This window comes from Streptomyces sp. NBC_00690 (genome assembly GCF_036226685.1).
GTDB lineage: Bacteria > Actinomycetota > Actinomycetes > Streptomycetales > Streptomycetaceae > Streptomyces.
Window position 1 is genome coordinate 1,731,958 of sequence record NZ_CP109009.1, and the last position, 23,651, is coordinate 1,755,608.

22 protein-coding genes and 1 riboswitch are annotated in these 23,651 nt (G+C 69.8%); of the genes, 5 read left to right on the plus strand and 17 right to left on the minus strand.

Features of this window, described 5'->3' with window-relative positions; all coding sequences use genetic code 11:
- Positions 1–26: 26 nt before the first annotated feature.
- Genes OID54_RS07555 through ribD form a run of 8 tightly spaced genes read right to left on the minus strand, consistent with a single transcriptional unit; the run spans position 27 to position 5,959 of the window.
- Positions 27–488, minus strand: coding sequence for a PH domain-containing protein (locus tag OID54_RS07555; protein WP_329015780.1), 462 nt, complete (start codon positions 486–488; stop codon positions 27–29).
- Positions 489–503: 15 nt separating this feature from the next.
- The gene (gene hisG / locus OID54_RS07560) at positions 504–1,352 is read right to left on the minus strand and encodes an ATP phosphoribosyltransferase (RefSeq protein ID WP_329015783.1); all 849 of its coding nucleotides are present in this window, start codon (positions 1,350–1,352) and stop codon (positions 504–506) included.
- Positions 1,353–1,411: 59 nt separating this feature from the next.
- The gene (locus OID54_RS07565) at positions 1,412–1,684 is read right to left on the minus strand and encodes a phosphoribosyl-ATP diphosphatase (RefSeq protein WP_329015786.1); all 273 of its coding nucleotides are present in this window, start codon (positions 1,682–1,684) and stop codon (positions 1,412–1,414) included.
- 34 nt (positions 1,685–1,718) lie between these two features.
- On the minus strand, positions 1,719–2,204 hold the full coding sequence (ribH, locus tag OID54_RS07570; protein WP_329015788.1) for a 6,7-dimethyl-8-ribityllumazine synthase: 486 nt from the start codon (positions 2,202–2,204) through the stop codon (positions 1,719–1,721).
- Between the two features lie 42 nt (positions 2,205–2,246).
- On the minus strand, positions 2,247–3,617 hold the full coding sequence (locus OID54_RS07575) for a bifunctional 3,4-dihydroxy-2-butanone-4-phosphate synthase/GTP cyclohydrolase II (RefSeq protein ID WP_329015790.1): 1,371 nt from the start codon (positions 3,615–3,617) through the stop codon (positions 2,247–2,249).
- Positions 3,614–4,258, minus strand: coding sequence for a nicotinamide mononucleotide transporter family protein (locus tag OID54_RS07580; RefSeq protein WP_329015792.1), 645 nt, complete (start codon positions 4,256–4,258; stop codon positions 3,614–3,616). Before OID54_RS07580 ends, OID54_RS07575 begins: the two co-directional genes overlap by 4 nt.
- Entirely contained in the window at positions 4,255–4,863 is a 609-nt protein-coding gene (locus OID54_RS07585) for a riboflavin synthase (protein WP_329015795.1), read from the minus strand. Before OID54_RS07585 ends, OID54_RS07580 begins: the two co-directional genes overlap by 4 nt.
- Before the next feature lies 1 nt (position 4,864).
- A complete protein-coding gene (ribD, locus tag OID54_RS07590; protein WP_329015798.1) occupies positions 4,865–5,959 on the minus strand; it encodes a bifunctional diaminohydroxyphosphoribosylaminopyrimidine deaminase/5-amino-6-(5-phosphoribosylamino)uracil reductase RibD in 1,095 nt (364 codons plus the stop codon).
- Positions 5,960–6,112: 153 nt separating this feature from the next.
- Positions 6,113–6,243, minus strand: a riboswitch (FMN riboswitch).
- 384 nt (positions 6,244–6,627) lie between these two features.
- Between ribD and OID54_RS07595 the strand changes: the two genes are divergently transcribed.
- On the plus strand, positions 6,628–7,380 hold the full coding sequence (locus OID54_RS07595) for an SDR family oxidoreductase (RefSeq protein ID WP_329015800.1): 753 nt from the start codon (positions 6,628–6,630) through the stop codon (positions 7,378–7,380).
- Positions 7,381–7,419: 39 nt separating this feature from the next.
- Here OID54_RS07595 and OID54_RS07600 read toward each other — a convergent pair whose 3' ends face one another.
- The gene (locus OID54_RS07600; RefSeq protein WP_329015802.1) at positions 7,420–8,613 is read right to left on the minus strand and encodes an ROK family transcriptional regulator; all 1,194 of its coding nucleotides are present in this window, start codon (positions 8,611–8,613) and stop codon (positions 7,420–7,422) included.
- A 92-nt stretch (positions 8,614–8,705) separates the two neighbouring features.
- On the opposite strand from OID54_RS07600, the gene OID54_RS07605 reads away from it, so the two are divergent.
- Entirely contained in the window at positions 8,706–9,938 is a 1,233-nt protein-coding gene (locus OID54_RS07605; RefSeq protein ID WP_329015804.1) for an MFS transporter, read from the plus strand.
- Between the two features lie 327 nt (positions 9,939–10,265).
- Positions 10,266–11,039, plus strand: coding sequence for a DUF5995 family protein (locus tag OID54_RS07610; RefSeq protein WP_329015806.1), 774 nt, complete (start codon positions 10,266–10,268; stop codon positions 11,037–11,039).
- A 77-nt stretch (positions 11,040–11,116) separates the two neighbouring features.
- Here the strand turns inward: OID54_RS07610 and OID54_RS07615 are convergent, their stop codons facing one another.
- Together OID54_RS07615 and OID54_RS07620 are read right to left on the minus strand one after the other, a co-directional pair.
- On the minus strand, positions 11,117–12,808 hold the full coding sequence (locus OID54_RS07615; protein WP_329015809.1) for a flavin monoamine oxidase family protein: 1,692 nt from the start codon (positions 12,806–12,808) through the stop codon (positions 11,117–11,119).
- A 586-nt stretch (positions 12,809–13,394) separates the two neighbouring features.
- Positions 13,395–13,850 (minus strand): Lrp/AsnC family transcriptional regulator, encoded by a 456-nt coding sequence (locus OID54_RS07620; RefSeq protein ID WP_329015812.1) that lies wholly within the window; start codon positions 13,848–13,850, stop codon positions 13,395–13,397.
- Between the two features lie 294 nt (positions 13,851–14,144).
- Between OID54_RS07620 and OID54_RS07625 the strand changes: the two genes are divergently transcribed.
- Positions 14,145–15,236 (plus strand): GDSL-type esterase/lipase family protein, encoded by a 1,092-nt coding sequence (locus OID54_RS07625; RefSeq protein WP_329015815.1) that lies wholly within the window; start codon positions 14,145–14,147, stop codon positions 15,234–15,236.
- A gap of 53 nt (positions 15,237–15,289) precedes the next feature.
- Here the strand turns inward: OID54_RS07625 and OID54_RS07630 are convergent, their stop codons facing one another.
- The 6 genes from OID54_RS07630 to fmt form a co-directional block, all read right to left on the minus strand.
- Positions 15,290–16,162: an RNA polymerase sigma factor SigF gene (locus tag OID54_RS07630; RefSeq protein ID WP_384695552.1), complete on the minus strand. Its 873-nt coding sequence runs from the start codon at positions 16,160–16,162 to the stop codon at positions 15,290–15,292.
- 160 nt (positions 16,163–16,322) lie between these two features.
- The gene (locus OID54_RS07635; RefSeq protein WP_329015820.1) at positions 16,323–17,765 is read right to left on the minus strand and encodes a GuaB1 family IMP dehydrogenase-related protein; all 1,443 of its coding nucleotides are present in this window, start codon (positions 17,763–17,765) and stop codon (positions 16,323–16,325) included.
- A gap of 275 nt (positions 17,766–18,040) precedes the next feature.
- Positions 18,041–19,081 carry a sugar-binding transcriptional regulator gene (locus tag OID54_RS07640; protein ID WP_329015822.1) on the minus strand — a complete coding sequence of 347 codons (1,041 nt, stop codon included), beginning with the start codon at positions 19,079–19,081 and terminating at the stop codon, positions 18,041–18,043.
- Positions 19,082–19,235: 154 nt separating this feature from the next.
- The gene (gene rpe / locus OID54_RS07645) at positions 19,236–19,922 is read right to left on the minus strand and encodes a ribulose-phosphate 3-epimerase (protein ID WP_329015825.1); all 687 of its coding nucleotides are present in this window, start codon (positions 19,920–19,922) and stop codon (positions 19,236–19,238) included.
- Positions 19,923–20,305: 383 nt separating this feature from the next.
- Positions 20,306–21,751: an RsmB/NOP family class I SAM-dependent RNA methyltransferase gene (locus OID54_RS07650; RefSeq protein WP_329027321.1), complete on the minus strand. Its 1,446-nt coding sequence runs from the start codon at positions 21,749–21,751 to the stop codon at positions 20,306–20,308.
- A 154-nt stretch (positions 21,752–21,905) separates the two neighbouring features.
- Positions 21,906–22,862, minus strand: coding sequence for a methionyl-tRNA formyltransferase (fmt, locus tag OID54_RS07655; protein WP_329015828.1), 957 nt, complete (start codon positions 22,860–22,862; stop codon positions 21,906–21,908).
- 236 nt (positions 22,863–23,098) lie between these two features.
- Between fmt and OID54_RS07660 the strand changes: the two genes are divergently transcribed.
- Positions 23,099–23,629, plus strand: coding sequence for a hypothetical protein (locus tag OID54_RS07660; protein ID WP_329015831.1), 531 nt, complete (start codon positions 23,099–23,101; stop codon positions 23,627–23,629).
- Positions 23,630–23,651 lie beyond the last annotated feature (22 nt).

Below are 23,651 nucleotides of genomic sequence, written 5' to 3' on the forward strand. Positions count from 1 at the left end.
CGCCCGGCGCGGGCCGGGCGGGTGCGTCAGCGCGGTTCGGATCCGCCCGCACGGGCGTCCGCGAGGGCACGCAGTGCACGGGCGTCGGTGATCGCGTGCTGGCGGGCGATCCCCGGCTGAATGCCGAGGACCGGCAGGCTGGTGCCGTCACTGAGGTCGAGGAAGACCCAGGGGTCACCCGGTCGAAGGTTCACCCGGAGGATCTCCGCCCACTCCAGGCGCCTGACCCGGGTGATGTTGACGACGGTGACCCCGCTCTCCTCGGCGACGACCTTGGGACGGCTCAGCAGCCAGAGCACCCCGAGGAAGAGCAGTGCGGTGAACACGAAGCTGATGCGCTCCCCCGTGCTCAGCCGCTCCAGCGTCACGGCGACCGCCGTGATCACGAGGAACATCACCGCACCCACGGTCAGCAGGACGATGCGAGTGTGGGTGGGCCGGAAGGTGACCGGGAGGGCGGGGGGCTGCTGCGCAGTGGGGGTGGACATGGTGTCGGTGTTCTCTCAGAGCCGGCAGGCGTGGATGGCGGTGGTGAGGATGGCTCGGGCGCCCAGTTCATAGAGGTCGTCCATGATCCGCTGGGCTTCCTTGGCCGCCACCATCGAGCGTACGGCGACCCATCCCTCGTGGTGCAGGGGGGAGATGGTGGGGGATTCCAGGCCGGGGGTGAGAGCCACCGCCCGCTCCAGGTGCTCCACCCGGCAGTCGTAGTCCATCATCACGTAGCTGCGGGCCACCAGGACGCCCTGGAGGCGCCGGAGGAACTGTTGGACCTTGGTGTCCTCGGCGTCCGCGCCGGTACGCCGGATCACCACGGCCTCGGAGGTCATGATCGGATCGCCGATCACCTCCAGTCCGGCGTTGCGCAGCGAGGTGCCCGTCTCGACCACATCGGCGATGATCTGGGCGACACCGAGTTCGATCGCGGTCTCTACCGCGCCGTCGAGGTGGACGACGGAGGCGTCGACGCCGCTGTCCGCGAGGTGCTTGGCGACGATCCCCTCGTACGACGTGGCGATGGTCATCCCGCCGAAGTCGCCCACACCGCTCGCTGTGCCGGGCTTGGTGGCGTAGCGGAAGGTGGAGCGGGCGAAGCCGAGTTGGAGGATCTCCTCGGCATTGGCGTCCGAGTCGAGCAGGAGATCACGGCCGGTGATCCCGATGTCGAGCTTCCCGGAGCTGACGTAGATCGCGATGTCCCGCGGACGCAGGTAGAAGAACTCCACCCGGTTCTCGGGGTCCACGAGCACCAGCTCCTTGGACTCCTTGCGCTGCTGGTAGCCGGCCTCATGGAGCATCGCCATCGCAGGTCCGGACAGTGAACCCTTGTTGGGGACGGCGATGCGCAGCATGAGGTCGGCTTCCTTACGTGAGGTACGGGGTGTGGGCTGGTGCGGGGAAGGTCTGGGACTCAGAGGTGGGCGTAGACGTCGTCGAGGGTGATCCCGCGCGCCACCATCATCACCTGGACGTGGTAGAGCAGCTGGGAGATCTCCTCGGCGGCGGCTTCCTTGCCCTCGTACTCGGCGGCCATCCAGACTTCGGCGGCCTCCTCGACGACCTTCTTGCCGATGGCATGGACGCCCTTGTCCAGGAGCTCGGCGGTACGTGAGGTGGCGGGATCGCCGTTCTCCGCCTTGAGCTGGAGCTCGACGAAGAGTTCTTCGAAGGTTTTGTTCGCCATGATGGTCTCAGGGTACGGGGTCCGGGGCGACTGCTCAGCGCCAGGGTTCGCTGACCGTGCGCAATGTGGCGGCCGTCGCGACGGCCGCGGTCACGGCCTCGTGACCCTTGTCCTCGGTGGATCCCTCGATGCCCGCGCGGTCCAGTGCCTGCTGTTCGGTGTCGCAGGTCAGCACGCCGAATCCGATGGGTACTCCGGTATCGACGGCGACCTGGGTGAGCCCCTGGGTGACCCCCTGGCAGACGTACTCGAAGTGCGGTGTGCCACCGCGGATGACCACGCCGAGGGCGACGATGGCGTCGTAGCCGCGGCCGGCGAGGACCTTGGCCACGACGGGGAGTTCGAAGCTGCCGGGGACCCTCAGCAGGGTCGGCTCGTCGATGCCCAGTTCACCGAGGGCGCGCAACGCCCCGTCGACCAGACCGTCCATGATCTTCTCGTGCCACTGGGCCGCGATGACGGCGACCCGGAGGTCTTGGCAGTTGCGTACGGACAGTTCGGGTGCGCCGTGGCCGCTCACACTTCTCCTTGAGGACTGCTGGGTTGATGGACTGGGGGATGGTCACTGATTGCCGCAGGCGGGTGCGACGGGCGCGTCCAACCAGGGCAGATCGTGCCCCATCCGGTCGCGCTTGGTGCGCAGATAGCGAAGGTTGTGCTCACCGGCGTGGACCGGCATGGCCTCCCGGCCGTGGACGGTCAGTCCGTGGTCGACCAGGGCGGTGATCTTGTCGGGGTTGTTGGTCATCAGCCGGAGGCTGCGTACGCCGAGGTCCACGAGGATCTGGGCGCCTGCGGCGTAGTCACGGGCATCGGCGGGCAGTCCCAGTTCCAGATTGGCGTCGAGGGTGTCCCGGCCGCGTTCCTGGAGCTCGTAGGCGCGGAGTTTCGACATCAGGCCGATCCCGCGGCCCTCGTGTCCACGGAGGTAGACGACGACTCCCCGGCCGGCGCGGGCGATGTGTTCCATGGACGCCTGGAGTTGCGGACCGCAGTCGCAGCGCAGGGAGTGGAAGACATCGCCGGTCAGGCACTCGGAGTGCACCCGCACCAGCAGGTCTTCGCCGTCCCCGATCTCACCGTGGACGAGCGCCACGTGTTCGACGCCGTCCGTGCGGGAGCGGTAGCCGTGGGCGGTGAAGCGGCCGAAGGCGGTGGGGAGGTCGACCTCCGCCTCCCGGGTGACCGAGGGTTCGGCGGCGCGACGATAGGCGATCAGGTCCTCGATGGAGATGATCGTCAGACCGTGCTTGCGGGCGAAGGGAACCAGCTCGGGCAGGCGCAGCATGGCGCCGTCCTCGCCGGCGATCTCGACGATCGCTCCGGCGGGCCGCAGTCCCGCGAGGCGAGCGAGATCGACGGCGGCTTCGGTGTGGCCGTTGCGGGTGAGAACACCACCGGGTCGTGCGCGCAGCGGAAAGACGTGTCCGGGGCGGACGAAGTCGTCCGGCTCGGCGCTGCCGCTGGCCAGCAGGCGCAGGGTGGTCGCCCGGTCGGCGGCGGAGATACCGGTGCTGATGCCGTAGGTGGGGGCGGCGTCGACGGAGACGGTGAAAGCGGTCTGGAGGGACTCGGTGTTCCGCTCGACCATCTGGGGCAGTTCGAGCCGGTCGAGTTCGTCGCTCTCCATGGGTGCGCAGATCAGCCCGCGGCACTCGCTCATCATGAAGGCGATGATCTCGGAGGTGGCCTTCTCCGCGGCGATGACGAGATCGCCCTCGTTCTCGCGGTCCTCGTCGTCGACGACCACGATGGGGCGCCCGGCGGCGATGTCGCGGATGGCCTGCTCCACGGGGTCGAGCCTGAGCTCGCTGTCCTGGTCATCGGAGTACCAGGTGGGGGGCGTGGGCTGCGGGGCGACGGCGGCCGGGGGCACTGGTGCGTCTCGGGACGCGGTGGACGGCGCGGGGGCGGGCAGCGGATGGGAGGTCATGCCGGGGCTCCTTCCAGAACCGGGGTACGGGAGCGCAGCCACCAGTCGCGCAGTCCCCACAGGACCAGCGCGAAGTAGACCACGTAGACCAGGCCGGAGAAGGCGAGGCCGCTACTGAAGGCCAGGGGGACGCCGACGAGATCGACGAGGAGCCAGGCGAACCAGAACTCGACCAGCCCGCGTGCCTGCGCGACCATCGCGACCAGGGTGCCGACGAAGATGTACGCGTCGGCCCAGGGGCTCCAGGACAGCGAGGGGTACAGGGTGAAGAGGCCGCCCACGGCGAGCGTCCCGAGGACCGCCCCGGCAGCGAGGAGCCCGCGTTCCTTCGCGGTGGCGAACCGAATCGCAATGGAGCCGTCCTGGGCCTGCTGCCGTCCCCTGGTCCACTGGTGCCAGCCCCACAGCGCGACGAGGATCACCAGGAACTGTTTGCCGACTCCCCCGGTGAGCTGGGCGGAGGCGTAGGCGGCGATCAGGATGACACCGGACAGGAGTTGCGCGGGCCAGGTCCAGATCGATCGCCGCCACCCGAGGGCGAGGGCGATCAGCCCGATGGTGTTCCCGACCATGTCGGACCATTTGATGGTCTGCCCGAAGGCGCCGAAGGCTTCGGAGTTCAGCCAGGACAGGGTGCTCATCGGGTGGTCTCTCCCGTGCGGGCGCCGAGCAGCCGCTCGACGTACTTGGCGATGATGTCGACTTCGAGGTTGACCGGGTCCCCGGGCTGCTTCACGCCGAGCGTCGTCAGGGCGAGCGTGGTCGGGATCAGGCTGACGGTGAAGAAGTCCGCGCCGGCTTCGACGACGGTGAGGCTGACGCCGTCGACGGTGATCGAGCCCTTCTCCACGACGTAGCGGGCGAGGCCATCGGGAACGGAGACCTTGACGATCTCCCAGTTCTCCGAGGGGATGCGCTCGACGACCGTGCCCACGGCGTCGACGTGACCCTGCACGATGTGCCCGCCGAGGCGACCGCCGACGGCCGTGGGACGCTCCAGATTGACCCGGGCTCCCTCGGACAGTGCCCCCAGGCTGGAGCGCTTCAGCGTCTCGGCCATCACATCGGCCGTGAACTCGCCGTCGCCGGTTTCGACCACGGTCAGACAGACGCCGTTGACGGCGATCGAGTCACCGTGCCGTGCCCCTTCGGTGACCAGGGGGCCGCGCAGTCGGAAGCGGGAGGAGTCGCCGAGGTTCTCGACGGCTGTGACCTCACCCAGTTCTTCGACGATTCCGGTGAACACTTCAGCGCTCCTTGGGGGCGGTGGCGGGGACGGCGGTGATGCGCAGATCGGGCCCGATGCGCCGGGTCTCGGTCATGTCGAGCCGCAACGCCTGGGCGATCGTGGTGATTCCTGCGTCGGCGAGGGCGTTCGGGCCCGCGCCGAGGAGTACGGGGGCGAGATAGCCGATGACCTTGTCGATGGCACCGGCGGCGGCGAAGGCTCCGGCGAGGGTGGGGCCACCTTCGAGGAGGACGGAGCGGACACCGCGCTGGTGCAGGGCGTCCAGGAGTGCCGGCACGGACAGGCCCCGGTCGGCCCTGGGCAGTCTGAGTACGTCGGTGAGATCGGTGAGGTCGGTGACGACGTCATCGGCGATCGCGATCAGCGTGGGCGCCGCATCGTCGAGGACCCGGGCACCGGGCCGTACTGCGGTGCCTTCGGTGTCGACGACGACCCGCAGCGGCTGTACGGCACCGGGAACGCCCCGGACGGCGAGGTGGGGATCATCGACGCGGGCGGTGCCCGAGCCGACGACGACGACGTCGGATTCGGCACGCAGCCGATGGACGTCAGCGCGGGATTCGGGCGAGGTGATCCATCGGCTGCTGCGGTCCTGGGCGGCGATCCGGCCGTCGAGGGAGGCCGCGTACTTCCAGCTGACGTGGGGGCGGCCGATGCGCACCGAGGTGAGCCAGGCGGTGTTCTCCGCTTCGGCCTCGGCGGCCAGCAGGCCGGACTCCACCAGCACTCCAGCGGCACGCAGGGTGTCGGCACCGCCCGTGGCCTGACGGTCCGGGTCGGCGACCGCATAGACGACGCGGCTGATCCCCGCGTCGACCAGTGCGGTCGCACAGGGGCCGGTGCGCCCGGTGTGGTTGCAGGGTTCCAGGGTGACGTAGGCGGTGGCGCCTCGGGTGCGGCCTGCGGCTTCGCGCAGGGCGTGGATCTCGGCGTGCGGACCGCCGGCACGCTGGTGATGGCCTTCGCCGACGGTCTGGCCCGAGGCATCGGTGATCACGCACCCGACGATCGGGTTCGGGCTGGTGAAGCCGAGTCCGCGGGCGGCGAGTGCGATCGCGCGCTGCATGGCGGTGGTGTCGGCTGCGGTGGCCACCGGGTCCTCCTGCCTTTCGGGCATGGACTCCGGGGCTGTCGATGACGACAGAGAGCGGGGCGCCGATCTGGTACGCGCCGAACCGCCGAATGCACCGATCGCCGGTGAGACGATCAGCCCGATGACGGCCGGCGGACCACAAGGGACCACCCGCCGCGCACTGCCTCCCATCCGGACTTTAACCGTCGGTCCAGGAATTCCACCTGGTCAGCCGGCCACTGGAAGTGGACGGGTCGCGGACTATAACCGCCGGTTCGGAATTTCACCGACCCCGGAGTGCGCTTGCTGCTGATAACAAGGCCAGTGTGCCATGAGGCCCCGTGGACCAGACAGATGGCGAGTTGTGCGGTGACTCACAGCAAGTACTCAAAAAGTGCACTAGCGGTAGCTTCACCTCCGCTTAGTGCGACTCATCGCGGCTCGGGCCCGACCTATTGACCCCTATGGTCTAGTCCATTTAATGTCTGCGGCATCTCCGCGCGCGCGGGGTAGTGGGCGCCCGGCGGCGGAGTCCCGGCCCTTGCCGCCGTCGGGCTTCCACAATCCCGGGCCTCCCGGGCCGATACGCGGGACCGCCCAGCGGCTCACGTCCGGGGTGCACGAGCCCCAGGCGGCGGGCGACGATGCCAGCACACGCGCGTTCGCGCCCCCTCTGCCAGGCTGGAGCCATGGCCACCATTTTGGTGACGGGCGGAACCGGCACCCTGGGCAAAGAGGTCTGCGCGCGGCTGCGCAGCAGCGGGCAGGACGTCCGTGTGCTCAGCCGCCGCTCCCCCGAACACCCCGTCGACCTGCGGGAAGGCACCGGCCTCGACCGTGCGGTCGACGGCGTGGACGCGATCGTCCACTGCGCCTCGACCCCGCGCGGCGGCGATGACCAGGCGGCGGCGCACCTCCTGAGAGCCGCGGGGGAACGCGGCGTACCCCATCTGGTGTACATCTCCATCGTCGGTGTCGACCGAGTACCCCTGGGCTATTACCGCGTGAAGCGCCGCGTCGAGCAGATGATCGAGGAAGCGGGGCGCACCCATCCCGGGCTGGGATGGACCGTGCTGCGGACCACCCAGTTCCATGACCTGGTGCTGCGACTGCTAGCGGGGGCGGCGCGGCTCCCGGTGCTGGCGGTGCCGGCGGGCGTCAGCGTGCAGCCCATCGATGTGCGGGAGGTGGCGCAGCGGTTGGCGGACCTCGCCGTGGGGCCCCCGGCAGGTCGGGTGGCGGACATGGGGGGACCCGAGGTCCGCTTCTTCGACGATCTGGCCAAGCTCTATCTGTCGACCACGCACCGCCGACGCGCGGTCCTGCCGGTGCGGCTGGCCGGGCGGGCCTACGCCGGGTTCAGGGCCGGGGGCCATCTGGCGCCGGAGCAGTCGGTGGGCAAGGTGACCTTCACCGAGTTCCTGCACCGTGGCGCGGGATAGCGCAGCCGCCGCGGCCTGCCGACCCCGCCCCGAACGGAGTCAGCCGCCCGGACCGAAGAGTTCGTCCTGCGCCACGTCACGGGCGGTGATCAGAGCACCGCGCAGGACCGCCGTCCCGCCCAGTTCTCCTGGGCGCACCTGAGTGGGCAGCGGGGTGAGTCGAGCCAACTGGGCTTCGACCCGGGAGGCCAGTTCCACGCCTCCGGCCAATCCCATCTCCCCGCCGAGTACGAGGAACCCCGGGTCGAGGATGGAGACCACGGACGCCGCGCCGAGGGCGAGCCGATGGGCGAGGGCGTCGAGGAATCCGTCCCGTCCGGCCGCGAGGGCCTCGGTGACCAGGGCGGCAGCCGCCGAACCTCGCGGCTCGAACACCTTGGCCCCCAAGATGGCGGCGGTGTCGATGCCCTGCTCCTCCGCGAGGGCGACCACGGCGGTCGAGCCCCCCAGCGAGTGGAATCCCCCGCCGCAGTCCGTGGCGGAGGGGAGCCCGCCGGTACCGGGGACGGGGAGGAAACCGATCTCGCCCGCGCCGCCCGATACGCCTCGGCGCAGTCGGCCGTCGAGGAAGAGGGCCGCACCGACTCCGTCGCCGAGCCAGAGGAAGACGAAGGTGTCGTGGTCACGGCCCGCGCCGGCGCGCTGCTCGGCGACTCCCGCAAGATTGGTCTCGTTCTCCAGGACGATCCTGGCCGGCAGTCTCTCGTGCAGGACGGACACCAGCTGTCGGTGCCAGCGGGGCAGCCCGGTGGTGTTGCGCAACTCGCCCGTGGTCGGATCGATCAGTCCGGGCATGCCGACGCAGACGCTGTGCAGCCGGTCGGCCCCCGCTTCGCTGACGGCGCGCTCCAGCAGGGCGGCGGCGCGCTCCACCGCAGGTTCGGTGCCGATGCCGCCGTCCATGGGCATGGACGCCTCGGCGAGCGTGGTGCCGAGGAGGTCGGCCACGACCACGGCGACGCTCTGCGTACGGATGTCGAGGGCCGCGAGATGCGCGCGGTCGGCGACGAGCCCGTACAGCCGGGCGTTGGGACCGCGGCGATCGGCTCCGGACTCCCCCACGACCTGGATCAGACCGGAGCGCTGGAGGCGCTCGACGAGGTCGGCGACGGACGGACGGGAAAGTCCGGTCCCGGCCTTCAACTGACCTGCCGTCAACGGGCCCTCGCGCTGGAGCATGTGTAGCGCCACCCGGTCGTTGATGGCCCGGGCGGTGCTCGGAGATGCGGGCATGGACCCAATCTTTTCAGATTGACGAAGAGACTATTTAACAGGCAGGCTTCCTGATAATTTACGGAACACCTTCAACGGGGAGGGACCACGTCATGACCACCTACGCGGCAGCCCGAGCGCGCCAGCGGTTGAAACGAGCGCGGTACGCCATCGCGGTGACGTTCTGCGCCCACGGCGCCGTGACCGGCAGTTTCGCCACTCGCATCCCATGGATCCAGGACCACGCGGCGATCAGCGCGGGCCAACTCGGTCTCGCCCTGGCGTTCCCCGCGCTCGGCGCATCGCTCACGATGCCGCTGGCGGGACGGATCATGCATCGCTTCGGCGCCCGTCAGGCCCTGAGCGGTCTTCTCGCCCTGTGGACGCTCGCCCTGATCCTGCCCTCGCTCGCGTCGAACATGCTGACGCTCTGCGGAGCGCTCTTCCTCATGGGCAACGCGGCCGGCATGTCCGACGTGGCGATGAACGCGATCGGCGTGGAAACCGAGAAGGAGGTGGGCCGCTCGATCATGTCCAGCCTGCACGGCATGTGGAGCGCGGGCGCGCTGATCGGTTCGGCCGGAGGAACCCTCGCCGCACATCTGGACATCGACGCGCCGGTCCACCACCTGACCGCGGCACTGATCCTCACCGTCATCGGGGTGACCGCCGCCGAGCGCGTGCTCGACATCCGCAGGACGCCCGACGAGGAGCCGCCGCCGCGATTCGCCCTGCCGCCGAAATCCGCACTTGTCTACGGCCTGGTGGGATTCTGCGCGGTGTTCGCCGAAGGCGCCAGCCTCGACTGGTCCGCGGTCTATCTGGAGGATGAGCTCAAGACATCGGCAGGGCTCGCCGCCGCATCCACCACGGCCTTCGCGCTGACGATGACGGTCGCCCGACTCGCCGGGGACCGGGTCGTCGACCGCTTCGGGCCGGTGCGCACGGTCCGGTGGGGCGGAATCCTCGCCGTGCTCGGCGGGTTGATGGTGGTCGTGGCGCCCGACCCGTTCACCGCGATGGCGGGGTTCGCGTGCATCGGTCTGGGCATTGCCGTGGTCGTCCCCCTCGCCTTCGCGGCGGCGGGCCGCGGCGGCCCCAACCCCAGTCAGGCCATTGCGGGCGTCGCCACCATCACCTACACCTCGGGGCTGATCGCACCCTCCGCCATCGGGGCGGTCGCCGACGCGACCAGCCTGGTGTTCTCCTTCGGGCTGGTGACGGCGTTGGCCATGGGGCTGGTACTGGGCGCGGGCGTGCTCGGACCGCGGGCAGGTGCGCGTTCGCCAGCTGCGCATTCCCCAGCAGAGCAGGACGCAGCGGGGCAGACGGACACCCGACCGTAGACGGATCGGGCGCGCCCCTTCGGCCGAGGGAAACGCATGGTGGAGGGGGTCGGGGATGCCCCGACCCCCTCCACCATGCGACGGCACCCCTCCACCATGCGAAGGCGGCGAGACCCGAAGCGCACCAGCACCGGACGCCCCGGCACATAGGAAGAGGCGGGAACCCCTGCTCGACTCGGGCACCTCCACGTACGACGCCGACGCCGACGCCAGCTCCAGCGCCGGCTCGGAGACCGGGCCCGACAAGCGGTAGCGTCCCGTCCCCCGTTCCGGGGAAGTCCCGGCCGGCGGGCTCTCGTGCCACCCGGCGGCTGGGACCCTGCTGCCATGGCGCACAGGGAACAACTCGCGGCAGCACCGGTCATGCCCGGCCACCCGGGGCCAGCGACCCCGCCCGTATCGGATACATCGGGCACAGTCCCCCCGGAAGCCGCGAACCACTCCGCGCTGGAGGACGTGATCCACCGAATGCGGACCCTGGATTCCCACTGGCCCGCCCGCGACGGTGTGGCCGTCTTCAACCGGATCTACCTCCTCGTCACGGAAGAGATCGCACGGCGGATCGCAGCGGGCGAATTCCCGGACCGCAGGTCGGCCACCACCCTTGACGTGATCTTCGCCCGGCGCTATCTGACGGCCGTGGACCTGGCCGGTGCCGGTGGTCGACCACCCGCCTGTTGGCGCCCGCTGTTCCAGTACCGACGGCATCCCGGCATTCGCCCGACGCAGTTCGCACTGGCCGGGATCAATGCCCACATCGGCTACGACCTGGCGTTCGCCGTTCTGGACACCTGCCGCGTTCTGGGGTGCGGACCATCCGACATCGAGCCCGACTTCGATCGGGTCGGCGACGTCCTCACCCTGATGGAGGAACGCATCCGGGACGACCTCATGCCCGGCCCTGACCTGCTGGAGATCGCCGATCCGCTGACCCATCTGGTGGGGGCGTGGAGCCTGGACCGCGCCAGAGAAGGAGCGTGGTCGGCCGCCCGACTCCTGTGGGGCGTACGGAATCTCCCGGAGCTGTCGCGGGAATTCGACGAGCGGATGGATGCCGGCGTGGGGCTCGTCGGACGCTGTCTGCTCACCCCGTGGCGGTAGCCACGTCCCCACGCCCGCCGCCCGCCGCGGGCCGCTGATGGTCTCCCAGCCCAGCGGCGCCGCGCGCTACCCGCCCGTCAGTCCTCCGGCAGTTCCACCGGGGCGATCTCCTCGTACACATCGCCCGGCCCCGGATTTGTCGGGTCGCTCTCGCCGCCGAAGTGGTGCATCACGCCCCACACGGCGTTCAGCGCGGTCTGTACCGCGCCCTCCGCCCAGCCCGCGGTCCAGGAGATGTCGTCGCCGGCCAGGAAGATTCCCCGCTGGTCCTCGGGAAGCGAGTCCTGCATGAAGTGGGTGAACAGCCGGCGCTGGTAGCGGTAGTGACCGGGCAGGTTCGCCTTGAACGCCCCCATGAAGTACGGCTCGTTCTCCCAGGAGACCGTCACCGGGTTGCCGATGATGTGACGGCGAATGTCGACCTTGGGGTAGATCTCGCCGAGCGACTTGAGCATGACCTCCATCCGCTCGTTCGCCGAGAGCGGCAGCCATTTGAGGCTGTCGTCGCACCAGGTGTACGAGAGGCAGATGACCGCCGGCTTGTCCGGTCCGTTGTCCAGCAGATAGGTGCCGCGCGTCATCCGGTCGGTCAGCGTCATCGACATGGTGTCGCGACCGGTGGTCTCGTCCTTGTCCAGCCAGAACGGCCGGTCGACCGGGACGAACAGCTTCGACGACTCCATGTAGTGGGTGCGCTCGATCGCGGTCCAGTGGTCGATGGGGAAGAGCGCGTCATCGCAGGTGATCTTGGAAAGGAGCATCCAGGACTGCGCGGTGAAGACCGCGGCCCGGTAGGTACGGATGTCGCCCGAGGCGTCCGTGACGGTGATCCGGTGACCCGCCGTGCGATGCAGCCGGGTGACGGCCGGCCTCGGAGATCCCTCGTGCAGGGAGGAGAGCGAGGTGCCCGGCGCCCAATGGGTGATCTTCACCGGTTCGCGTTCCCACAGCCGCAGCGGAAGTTGCTGACTGCCTTCGACGATCCCGCGGTGGTGGTCGTCGGCCTCCGAGTAGACGACGCGGAGGATCTCCAGGATCGAGTTGGGGAAGTCGGTGTCCCAACCGCCCGTACCGAATCCGACCTGCCCGAAGATCTCCCGGTGGCGGAAGGAGGCGAAGGACTCGGAAGCGCAGAGGAATCCATAGAAGGTCTGGTTGTCGAGCTGCTCCACGAGCCGTGCCCAGATCTCGCGAATGCGCGGGACATCGCGCTCGCGCATGGCACGGTTCATGTCGGTGAAGTCGGCGCCCTCCTCCAGACAGGCGTTCCAGGCGTCCATCACATCGCGGTAGACCTGCGGCAGGTCGTCGATCGTCTCGGCGTAGTGGGAAGCGCCCTTGAGGTCGACGACGGTCGACGGTGTGCTCGGGGCCAGTGGGTTGGGGAAGGGCCTGGTCGTCAGCCCGACCAGATCGATGTAGTGCTGGAGCGCGGTGGACGACGGCGGGAAGCGCATCGCGCCCATCTCGGCGCTCAGCTCCGGGTCGCAGCCGTCGAACCCGACCGTGCGCAGCCGGCCGCCGATCTGGTCCGCCTCGTAGACGACCGGGCGCAGCCCCATCTTCATCAGTTCGTACGCGGCGACGAGCCCGGAGAGTCCGCCACCGATCACGGCGACCTCGGTGCCGTGCTCGGTGGCCGGGATCTGTCCGAGCCCGGCGGGGTGGGCCAGGAAGTCGTCGTACGCGTACGGGAAGTCCGGACCGAACATGGTGATCGGCGGCTGCGCGTCGGTGTGCTGGACGGCGGTGGGCACCGTGGACGTCATGGGGTGCGGACTCCTTGCGAAATGCGGTACGGGGTGGGCCCGCCCCCGCGGGGTGCGGGGTGGGTCCGGTCGGGGCTGTGGTGTCCCGGGGATCGCGGCCCCGCGGAGCTCGCGGTGATCCGTCCGTCCCGGGCAGATCTCCTGCTCTTGGCGCTACGGCCCTTCACACCGCGGGCCGACCCGGTGCCCGGGGATTCGCGGTGGGGACACGGCTGACCTCGGGTGGAGTACGGGGGTGGCGCTGACCGGCGCCGGGGCGAGAAGGAACGATTACGACGGTACGGTCCGCACTTGTGCCGGGACAAGGCGCGTCCGTTGCGCGCTGATGGGCGATCCATTGCGCATTGCGGGCGGGATCCGGCGATTCGTTGCGCGCCTGGATGCCCGGGGCGTTCAGAGGGGCATCGCTGATCAGCGGATAGTCCGGGGCAGGCGCTACCGCCTCAGCGGTGATCGGTCAGCGATCGGCTTCAGAGCCGGGTTCAGCGGTCGGGTTCAGAGTCGGGTTCAGCGGTCAGGGCGCTCCGCCGTGGTCTCTGGTCTCGCCTGTCTCCGGGCTCGGGCTCTCGTCTCCGAACGGGTCCGCTCAGCCGGGAGTGCCCGAGGAGAATCGCCGCAGGAGCGGTGAGAGCACCAGCACCGACTTGGTGCGCTCCACGAAGGGCTCGCCCGCGATCCGCTCCAGAACCCGTTCGAAGTGCCGCATGTCGGAGGCGAAGACCTGGACGATCGCATCCGCCTCCCCGGTCACCGTCGATGCCGACGCCACCTCGGGGTAGCGCTTGAGACCCCGTTCGATGGCCTCGGGCGAGGTGTTGCTGCGGCAGTAGAGCTCGATGTACCCCTCGGTCTCCCAGCCGAGCGCCGCTGGGTCGACCCGTACGGTGAAGCCGGTGATCGCCCCGACCGCACGCAGCCGGTCCACGCGTCGCTTCACCGCGGGGGCGGACAACCCCACCATCGAACCGATGTCGGCATAGGAGCGACGGGCGTCCTCCGCGAGAGCGTGGACGATGCGTTCGTCGAGGTCGTTGAGTCGCACTGCGGGCGGATCACTTCTCTACTGGGCCGGCCGGGCGGCGGTTGCCGTCATCGCAGTAGAACACGCCACCGGGCCCGCTCGGACATCCCGGTCCCGGTGTCCAACGATCATCAACCCCCTCCCCGACAACGGCCCCGCAGGGCAACCGCGTCTGGAGACCGCTCTGCCCGGCGTCCTGCCCGGTGGCGGGGGTAGGCGGTGGGGAAAGCCACCCACCGCAGGCCGGTGTGGCTCATGATCGAAACTGACCGCCGTTCGCCCGCCACCACCCCGCTCGCCCCTGGGAGGCGCCCCATGACCTGGCTCGATCCCCAGCCCTTCCTCCGTGGGGTGGCCTGGCTCGACCAGGGGCGCCCGGTGCGCGCCGACCCCGCCGATCTGGGCCGGCTGCCCTGGCACACGGCTGTGCGGGCAGAGCTGCCGATCGGGGTGCGACTGGAGTTCGCCACCGACGGCGCCCGTGCGGTCGAGATCCACTACCGCAGTTCGCCCGACGCCGAAGGTTCGACCACTCGGCTGCCCGACTGCTTCGCCCTCTGGCAGCGGACCGGGCCGGTGAGCGAGACGCTCGTGGACCCCACGGAGGAAGGGATTGTCACGCTGCCGCTGCCGAAGGACCTGTCGAAGGGGTCGGACCGGTGGATCGTGCATCCGCCCGAGACCCGCTCCCCGCTGGTACTGGGCGTGCGTGCCATCGGTGGTTCCCTCGCTCCCCCGCCGGAGCAGCCGCGCTGGCTGGTCCACGGGGACTCGATCACCGAGGGTTGGTGGTCCACCCGCCCGGCCCACTCGTGGCCCGCACGAGCGGGTCGGCTGCTGGGGCTGGACACGGTCAATCTGGGATACGCGGGCTCGGCGCACGGCGAACCCGCGATCGCGGAGCAGTTGTCGACACTGTCCGCGGATGCCGTCACCCTCGCCTTCGGCACCAACTGCTGGTCGGAAGTGCCGTACTCACCGGCGCAGCTGTACGAGACCGTGCGGACGTTCCTCGCCGTCGTACGACAGGGGCATCCGCGCACACCCCTGCTCGTGGTCTCCCCCGTGCTTCGACCTGCCGCTGAGAATGCCCGGAATCGACTCGGTGCCACGTTCGCCCAACTGCGCACGGCCCTGGAGCAGGCGGTACGGGATCGGATCGACGGCACATCGGGACGGGCGGGGGGTGACGGGGGTGCGGCCGGACCCCGGAGCCTCGAAGGTCTCCCGGGTGCCGAGCAGGGAGATCGTCATCTCGCTCTGCTTCCCGGGCGCGAGGTGCTGGGCCCGCAGCAGTTGACCGATGGAGTGCATCCCGATGACGAGGGACATGCGGCTCTGGCGTCGGCAGTCGCCGATGCCCTGCGGTCCTTGCATCCGCAGGGCATCCAGGCACGTGACCACTAGGTGATTCGTTCTCGATCCCGCCGAGGCCCGAAGCGGGCCTCGGCAGGCGAGCGTCACTCGACCACGAGCAGCCCCTCACGGAGCTTCGTGGTGATCCGGTTCAGCAACCGGGACACATGCATCTGGGAGACGCCGAGCTCGGCGCCGATCTCCGACTGGGTCATCTCGTCACCGAAGCGCATCTGGAGGATCCGGCGGTCCCGCTCGTCCAACTCCTCGATGAGGGGCTTGAGCGCCTGGACGTTCTCGGCGATCTCCAGATCAGCGTCCGGGGCGCCGAGCCGATCGGACAGGGGCGTCGCCGCACTGTCCGACGAGTCGTCCATGGGGATGTCGATGGAGCCGGCGGTGTAGCCGTTGCTCGCGACGACTCCCTCGATGACTTCCTGCTCGTCGATCCCGAGGTACTCGGCGAGCTCCGCCATGGTCGGGGAGCGGTCCAGACGCTGCGACAGGTCGTCGGTGGCCTTCGCCAGGTCGATGCGGAGCTCCTGGAGCCTGCGCGGTACGTGGACCGCCCAGCTCGTGTCGCGGAAGAACCGCTTGATCTCCCCCACGATGTAGGGGACCGCGAAGGTGGCGAACTCCACCTCACGGCTCAGCTCGAAACGGTCGATCGCCTTGATCAGACCGATGGTGCCGACCTGGATGATGTCTTCCATCTGCTCGGCCCGGTTGCGGAAGCGACCGGCCGAGTACTTGACGAGCGCGAGGTTCAGCTCGATCAGCGTGTTGCGGACGTACTGGTGGTCCCGAGTGCCCTCTTCGAGCGAGGCGAGGCGCACGAAGAAGATCCTGGAGATCTCACGCGCGTCCTTCGGGGCGACCTCCCCGGGGTTGGTCACCTCCGGAAGGCTCAGCTCAGTGCTCGGGCACCATGTGCCGGGCTGTGTGAGTTCGGTCGCGACCGTGCTCGCCATGGACACTTAGTCCTCCCCTGCTCCGTGGTCAGTGCAGGGCGCGTATACCCCGGTCTAATCACCCCATGCCAAGAAAGTTCAAGGAAGTTCGAAGAGGTCCGCGCGGTCATGACTGTGGCCCCGGGAAGCCCGGGGCCACAGTCATATCGAAGTGCTTACTGCGAGGTCAGGTCCAGCTGGCGTGGAGCGGCTTGCCCTCCGCGTATCCCGCGGCGCTCTGAACACCGACGATGGCCTTCTGGGCGAACTCCTCCAACGAGCCCGCACCCGCGTAGGTGCACGAGGAGCGGACGCCGGCGATGATCGAGTCGACGAGGTCCTCCACCCCCGGACGGGTCGGGTCCAGGAACATCCGCGAGGTGGAGATGCCCTCCTCGAAGAGCGCCTTGCGGGCCCGGTCGTACGAGGACTCCTCGCTCGTGCGGTTGCGCACGGCGCGGGCGGACGCCATACCGAAGGACTCCTTGTAGTACCGCCCGTCGGCGGACTGCTGGAGGTCTCCCGGGGACTCGTAGGTGCCGGCGAACCAGGAACCCACCATCACATTGGAGGCTCCTGCGGCCAGTGCCATGGCCACGTCACGGGGATGCCGGATCCCGCCGTCGGCCCATACGTGCTTGCCGTACTTCTTCGCCTCGGCCGCGCACTCCAGGACGGCCGAGAACTGCGGCCGGCCCACTCCGGTCATCATGCGCGTGGTGCACATGGCGCCGGGGCCCACACCGACCTTGATGATGTCGGCGCCCGCCTCGATCAGATCGCGGACCCCCTCGGCCGCGACGATGTTCCCCGCGACGATGGGAACCTGTGGGTCGAGTCCGCGGACCGCCTTGATCGCGGCGATCATGGATTCCTGATGGCCGTGCGCGGTGTCGACGACCAGGGTGTCCACACCCGCGTCGAGCAGTTGCTTGGCCTTGCCCGCCACATCGCCGTTGATGCCGACGGCGGCGGCGATGCGCAACCTGCCCTGGGCGTCGACGGCCGGGGTGTAGAGGGTGGCGCGGAGCGCGCCCTTGCGGGTGAGGATGCCGGCGAGGCGACCGTCCGCATCCACGGCGGGGGCGTAGCGGCGGTTGGCGTGGTCCAGTTTGTTGAAGGCGTCGCGCGGGTCGATGTTCGCGTCCAGGAGTAGAAGGTCCTTGGACATGACCTCGCTGAGCTGGGTGAAGCGGTCGACTCCGGTGAGGTCCGCATCGGTGACCACACCGATCGGACGCTGGTTCTCGTCGACGACCACTCCGGCGTCGTGGGCCCGCTTGGGCAGCAGGGCCAGCGCGTCCGCGACGGTCTGGTGGGGCGCGAGCACGATCGGGGTGTCGAGGACGTGGTGCCGGGTCTTGACCCAGGAGATGACGTCGGTGACGACCTCGATCGGAATGTCCTGCGGGATGACGACGAGCCCACCGCGGCGGGCCAGGGTCTCCGCCATCCGGCGGCCGGCGATCGCGGTCATGTTGGCGACCACCAGGGGGATGGTCGTACCGGTGCCGTCGGGGGACGAGAGGTCCACCGCCTGACGGGAACCGACGGCCGATCGACTCGGCACCATGAAGACGTCGTCGTAGGTCAGGTCGTACGGAGGCTTGAGATCATTGAGGAAACGCACGTGCTGGACATCCCAGTCGATTGGAGTTGACCCCCGGGCACATCAGCCGGGGAAACGCACGTACTTCATTGTCCCACGGGCGGTGGATTTCCCGCTCTGGGAGAAAGCTCCAGCTCATGGGGGTCGCCGCAAGCGCATCCTCCAAAGGGGCGGGCCCTACGGGTGGTACGGCGAGCATCGGGCGAAGTCGGGACGTGACCGTCCGTGCAACGCGGAAGCTTGCACCGCGGCGGGCGGACTTCCGGCCCGATCGGGGCCGGAAGCGCCCGGCGCGGTCAGTTGTCGGGGTCGACGCGGTCCAGGGCGGGGCGGGGACCGGCCTGGCTCGCCAGCAGATGATCCGCCGCAGCGGTGTCGGTCACCAGGCTGGTGACCAGGCCCGAGCGGAGGACGGCGGCGATCGCATCGGCCTTGCGCGCGCCACCGGCGATCGCCACGACCTCGGGGATCCGGCGCAGCCGGTCCGCCTCCACCGTGATGCACCGCTCCCCCAGATCGCGCCCCACCCTGCGACCGTCGCGGTCGAAGAGGTGTGCCGACATCTCGGCGGCCACACCGTACGAGGCATACCGGGCGCGCTCCTCGTCGCTGAGCATGTCGTGGACGGTGGAGATGCCCCGCTCCCAGGAACCGATGGAGACGGCGGCCACGGTCACCTTGTCGAAGTACTCGAAGGCGCGGGCGATCCCCGTCTGGTTGCGCAGCGCCGCGGCCGTGGCCGCGTCGGGGAGCAGCATGGGCGCGTAGATCGGATGGGCGTCGCCGCCCGATACCTGTGCCGCGCGTCTGACGGCCTCCACCGAACCGCGCTCGGCCGTTCCCGCGTCGTAGACACCCGTGAGCTGGACGACCGTACAGGGGGGCAGTCGGTGGAGGGCGGCGGCCATGTGGATGGTGGACCGGCCCCAGGCCAGGCCCAGCACATCGCCCTCGGCCACCAGTTCGCCCAGCAGGTCCGCGGCCACTTCGCCGAGGTTCTCGGGGTCCGGCGACTCTTCGGCCTCGGCGGGTGACTCGACGACGACCGCGTGCCGCAATCCGAAGTGGGCGCGGAGCGCGTCCGAGCGCTCGGCGTCCAGCTCTGCCGGAACGCGGATCTCGATGCGTACGAGATCGCGCTCCAACGCGGTCTCCAGTACACGTGCCACCTTGAAGCGGCTGACGCCGAACTCCTCGGCGATCTGGATCTTGGACTTGCCCTCCAGGTAGAAGCGGCGGGCCATGGCCGCCGCCTGTACCAGCTCCGCGGGTCCCATCCGCAGGGCAGACCGTCCCGCCGACCTAGCAGACACCGCGATCTCCTCACTGCTGTTCACACTTCGGACCTGTAATCCTGTCAGATCCGACGGTTGTTGATCAGCCCTGATGGGCTGAGTTCATTTGCTTCTGGCTCAATGGCCGTAACTGCACGGTTTCGGTTGCGCGACCGGTCCGATTTCCTTCCGGCTTCATTCCGGCGCGCGCACCGGCTCAGTGGTGGCAGGCCCAGCCTGCGGTGGCGATGGCGCCTTCGGCCTTGGCGCGCAGCGCGCGCACCGCTTCGGCGGGGTCATCCGCACCGTAGACCGCCGACCCGGCGACGAACACATCGGCACCCGCCTCGGCGCACTGCTCAATCGTGGCGTCCGACACCCCGCCGTCCACCTGGAGCCACAGCTCAAGGCCGTGTTTGCCGATCAGCTCCCGGGTGCGACGGATCTTCGGCAGCATGATGTCGAGGAACGCCTGTCCGCCGAAACCGGGCTCCACCGTCATGATCAACAGCATGTCGAGCTCCGGCAGGAGGTCCTCGTAGGGCTCGATGGGGGTGGCCGGCTTGAGCGCCATCGAAGCCCGTGCGCCCTTGGCCCGGATCTCACGGGCCAGCCGCACCGGAGCAGCCGCCGCCTCCACATGGAAGGTGACGGAACCGGCCCCCGCTTCGACGTACTGCGGTGCCCAGCGATCGGGGTCGGCGATCATCAGATGGCAGTCCAGCGGGGTGTCCGTCGCCCGGCTGAGGGATTCCACGATCGGGACGCCCAGCGTCAGATTGGGCACGAAGTGGTTGTCCATGACGTCGACGTGGAGCCAGTCGGCGCCTTCGACGGCCTTGGCCTCATCCGCAAGGCGGGCGAAGTCTGCGGAGAGAATGCTCGGATTGATCTGTGCGGCCATGGCCCAAGCCTGCCATGCTCGAAGGCGCTTGCCCGCCCTCGCGGGAGTTCCGGTACAGACCAATGCAGTCCAAAATTAGTGCAGTACGCGCATTCCACCACTTTTCCCCCGGGCGGCGCGGGCGTACCGCGGCGATGTGCCCACCCATCACGCAATGACCCGGGGGTGGTCGCACGCGTTCCGTTCGCCCTCGGACCCACGGTTGCGGACCAAGCCCCGCAACCGTGGTCGTCAGCCGGGGAACACTTCCACCGGCCCGACGCCGAATCAGCACCCTCACCCGGGGGTCACGGCCCGGGCGCACTCGCCGCCGAGTACAGCACCTCTGGCGCCACCGCGTCGAGGTGCGACGGACGCCCCCGGCCCGGTCTGGTCTGGTCTGGTTAGGCAGTGCGTCTGAGCAGGGCCAGATACATGGCGTCGGTACCGTGGAGATGCGGCCAGAGCTGTACGTCGGGCCCTTCCCCGAGTGCCGGTACGCCGGGCATCAGCGGCCGGGCGTCCACCCACTCCGCCTCGACCGGCGCACCCCCACGGCCCCGCAGTACATCGGCGACGACGACTCGGGTCTCGGCGAGGTGCGGAGAACACGTGGCGTACCCGACGATCCCCCCGACACGGACCGCGCTCAGCGCCTCCCGCAGCAGCGAGCGCTGGAGCGGAGCAAAGCCGTCCAGGTCCTCGGGCCGCCGTCGCCAGCGCGCTTCGGGTCGACGGCGCAGCGCTCCGAGACCGGAGCACGGAACATCCACGAGCACCCGGTCGAAGGTGCCGGGCGACCAGGGCGGACGGGTCCCATCCGCGGCAATGACCTGGTACGGGCCCGGGTTCCCCGCCAGCGCCTGCGCGACCAGGCAGGCCCGGTGGGGCTGCTTCTCGGACGCGAGCAGCGATGCACCGCGCTGGGCGGCCAGCGCCGCCAGCAGGGCGGCCTTGCCTCCGGGGCCGGCGCAGCCGTCCAGCCAGCGGGAGTCCGAGCCCTCCAACGGCGCGTTGGCCAGGGCGATGGCGACGAGTTGGCTGCCCTCGTCCTGGACACCGGCCCGCCCTTCGCGCACCGCGTCGATGATGCCCGGCTCACCGCCCTCGGCCATGCGTACCGCAAAGGGCGACCAACGGCCCGGCAGGCCCGATTCCTCGCCCAGCACGTTCAGCAGTTCATCGGAGGTGGCACGACCGGGCCGGGCCACGAGGGTGACCTCGGGCCGCTCGTTGTCGGCCTCCAACAGGTCCTCGATCCCCGCGCGACCGCCGCCCAGCGCATCCCAAAGGGCGGACACGACCCACCGCGGATGCGAGTGCACCACGGCGAGGTGCTCCTCGGCATCGTCGTCATAGGGCGGAGCGACCTGTTCCAACCAGGTGTCCAGATCGGACCGGGAGATCTTGCGCAGCACCGCGTTCACGAACTTGGCCCGGCCGTCACCCAGCACCACCCTGGCCAGCTCCACGCTGGCGGAGACGGCGGCGTGGGTGGGGATGCGGGTTCCGAGCAGTTGGTGTGCGCCCAGGGACAGGACGTCGAGCACGGGTGGGTCCACCTCGCGCAGCGGGCGGTCGATGCACGCCGCGATGACGGCGTCGTACGTGCCCTGGCGGCGCAGCGTGCCGTAGACCAGCTCCGTGGCGAGCGCCGCGTCCCGGGTGTCGAAGTCCCCCTTTTCGCGGGCCTTGCGCAACAGGGGTGGGAGAACGAGGTTGGCGTAGGCGTCGCGCTCGTCCACGGCACGCAGGGCCTCGAAGGCGAGGATCCGCACGGGATCCCGCTGGGGACGGCGGTAGGGCTTGTGGGGGCGGCCGGGCCCCTTGGGGCGTGCCTGCTGGTTCAAAGGTGCTCCGCTGTCGAAATGGGTCTCAGCCCTCAAGCGTAGTCCTTGGTTCGAACAGGGCACGGCGGGGCGAACCCCATGCCCCGCGCAGCCACGGGCCCACCGCTGCGTCCGCCCGGCGCTCCCGTGCCGCGACCGCTCGATCGGGGATAGGTCAGGGCTTCGCGCTGTCCGCCTCGGCCACGCCCACACGCTCCCCCGCCGCGATCCGCACCCCGCGCGCCCAGTCCGCTGCCCGCATCGGCTTCTTGCCCTGTGGCTGGACCCACCCCAACTCCACGGCGTGCGAGCCGGTGCCGACGTGCACATGGTTCTTGCCGACGGACAGTTCACCGGGGCTCAGATCGGTACGGTCGACGAGGAGCCCCACGGAGATCAGCTTCAGCCGCTCGCCGCGGAACTCGGTCCAGGCACCCGGGGCGGGCGTACAACCGCGTACGACCCGGTCGACGCGCAGGGCCGGAGCACTCCAGTCCACCCGGGCGTCCTCCACACCGAGCTTCGGCGCGAGGGACACCCCTTCGGCGGGCTGCGGCACGGCGTGCAGGGTGCCGTCCTCGATGCCGTCCATGGTCGCCGCCAGCAGACCGGCCCCCGCGAACGCGAGACGGGTGAGCAGATCACCGCTGGTGTCGGTGGGCCTGATCGCCTCGGTGATCACCCCGTAGACGGGCCCGGAATCCAGGCCCTCCTCGATCTGGAAGGTGGCGGCGCCCGTCATCTGGTCCCCCGCGAGCACCGCGTGCTGGACGGGTGCGGCGCCGCGCCAGGCGGGCAACAGCGAGAAGTGGAGATTGACCCAGCCCCGCGCTGGCACGTCGAGGGCGACCCGGGGCAGCAGGGCGCCGTAGGCCACCACCGGGCAGCAGTCCGGTGCGATCTCCCGCAGCCGGGCCAGAAAGTCCTCGTCGCGCGGTTTAACGGGCTTGAGCACCTCGATGCCGGCTTCCTCCGCCCGCTGGGCAACAGGGCTGGCCACCAGGTGCCGACCGCGTCCGGCCGGGGCGTCCGGCCGGGTGATGACCGCCGCCACCTCATGCCGGTCGGAGGCGATCAGGGCGTCCAGGGCGGGCACGGCTACCTCTGGGGTACCTGCGAAGACGAGCTTCATCGGTGCTGACTGCCTCTCAAGCTGATGCCTACGGTGAGCTGATCACGAGCGGCGCACCAGTCTATGGGGGATGCCGACAGGGGGCGTACGGGAGCTCGTGCGCCCTCGGCGTATGCGGATACGCCCCCGCAGCGTGACCACATCGGCGGGTGGAGCGTTGGTCAAGAGAGATTGACCGAAGCGGGCCGCCGGGACGCGGCCCGGCCCCTTTCAACGCCGGTTCGAGAGGCTTCCCAATGGCCGACCACGCAACCCACGACGCCCAGGCCCGGGCGAGTTTGCACCTCTTGGTACGGGACATCGAGCGGGTCCGCAGGCAGGTGGACGCACTGCGCACGCTGACCGCGCAGCTGGGCAACGTCTACCGCCCGCGGCGCTCGGGTCCCTCCACCGGCTTCGTCGTCTACGGCAGAGCCCCCGCACCGACGGTCCGACTGGCGCAGGAACTGCGCGACAGCGTCGAGACGCTGGTGACGGCCGCCGTGGACTTCGACCGTTCACTGGGATTCTCTTGGGACGCGGTCGGATCGGCACTCGGAGTGACCAAGCAGGCGGTCCACCGACGCTACGGCGCCCGCCGAGCCGCACAGCAGCCCGGCGTGAGCGATGAGCTGCCGGTGGAACCGACCGCCACGCGTACGCTGCCGAGTCCTGCCCTGCCCGCCGTACCCGCCGCGCGCACGATGCCACCGCAGCCGACGGTCAGCAGCCAGTCCTTCCGGGAGGAAATCCGCCCCAACGCCTTCCCCGGCCCCCGCAACGGTTGACCCGGTCCACTCGCTGCCCCGT

Coding starts and splice junctions, on each gene's coding strand:
- OID54_RS07555 (WP_329015780.1), bottom strand. CDS start 488: ATGTCCACCCCCACTGCGCAGCAGCCCCCCGCCCTCCCGGTCACCTTC.
- hisG (WP_329015783.1), bottom strand. CDS start 1,352: ATGCTGCGCATCGCCGTCCCCAACAAGGGTTCACTGTCCGGACCTGCG.
- OID54_RS07565 (WP_329015786.1), bottom strand. CDS start 1,684: ATGGCGAACAAAACCTTCGAAGAACTCTTCGTCGAGCTCCAGCTCAAG.
- OID54_RS07575 (WP_329015790.1), bottom strand. CDS start 3,617: ATGACCTCCCATCCGCTGCCCGCCCCCGCGCCGTCCACCGCGTCCCGA.
- OID54_RS07580 (WP_329015792.1), bottom strand. CDS start 4,258: ATGAGCACCCTGTCCTGGCTGAACTCCGAAGCCTTCGGCGCCTTCGGG.
- OID54_RS07595 (WP_329015800.1), top strand. CDS start 6,628: ATGGCCACCATTTTGGTGACGGGCGGAACCGGCACCCTGGGCAAAGAG.
- OID54_RS07600 (WP_329015802.1), bottom strand. CDS start 8,613: ATGCCCGCATCTCCGAGCACCGCCCGGGCCATCAACGACCGGGTGGCG.
- OID54_RS07605 (WP_329015804.1), top strand. CDS start 8,706: ATGACCACCTACGCGGCAGCCCGAGCGCGCCAGCGGTTGAAACGAGCG.
- OID54_RS07610 (WP_329015806.1), top strand. CDS start 10,266: ATGGCGCACAGGGAACAACTCGCGGCAGCACCGGTCATGCCCGGCCAC.
- OID54_RS07615 (WP_329015809.1), bottom strand. CDS start 12,808: ATGACGTCCACGGTGCCCACCGCCGTCCAGCACACCGACGCGCAGCCG.
- OID54_RS07625 (WP_329015815.1), top strand. CDS start 14,145: ATGACCTGGCTCGATCCCCAGCCCTTCCTCCGTGGGGTGGCCTGGCTC.
- rpe (WP_329015825.1), bottom strand. CDS start 19,922: ATGGCCGCACAGATCAATCCGAGCATTCTCTCCGCAGACTTCGCCCGC.
- fmt (WP_329015828.1), bottom strand. CDS start 22,862: ATGAAGCTCGTCTTCGCAGGTACCCCAGAGGTAGCCGTGCCCGCCCTG.
- OID54_RS07660 (WP_329015831.1), top strand. CDS start 23,099: ATGGCCGACCACGCAACCCACGACGCCCAGGCCCGGGCGAGTTTGCAC.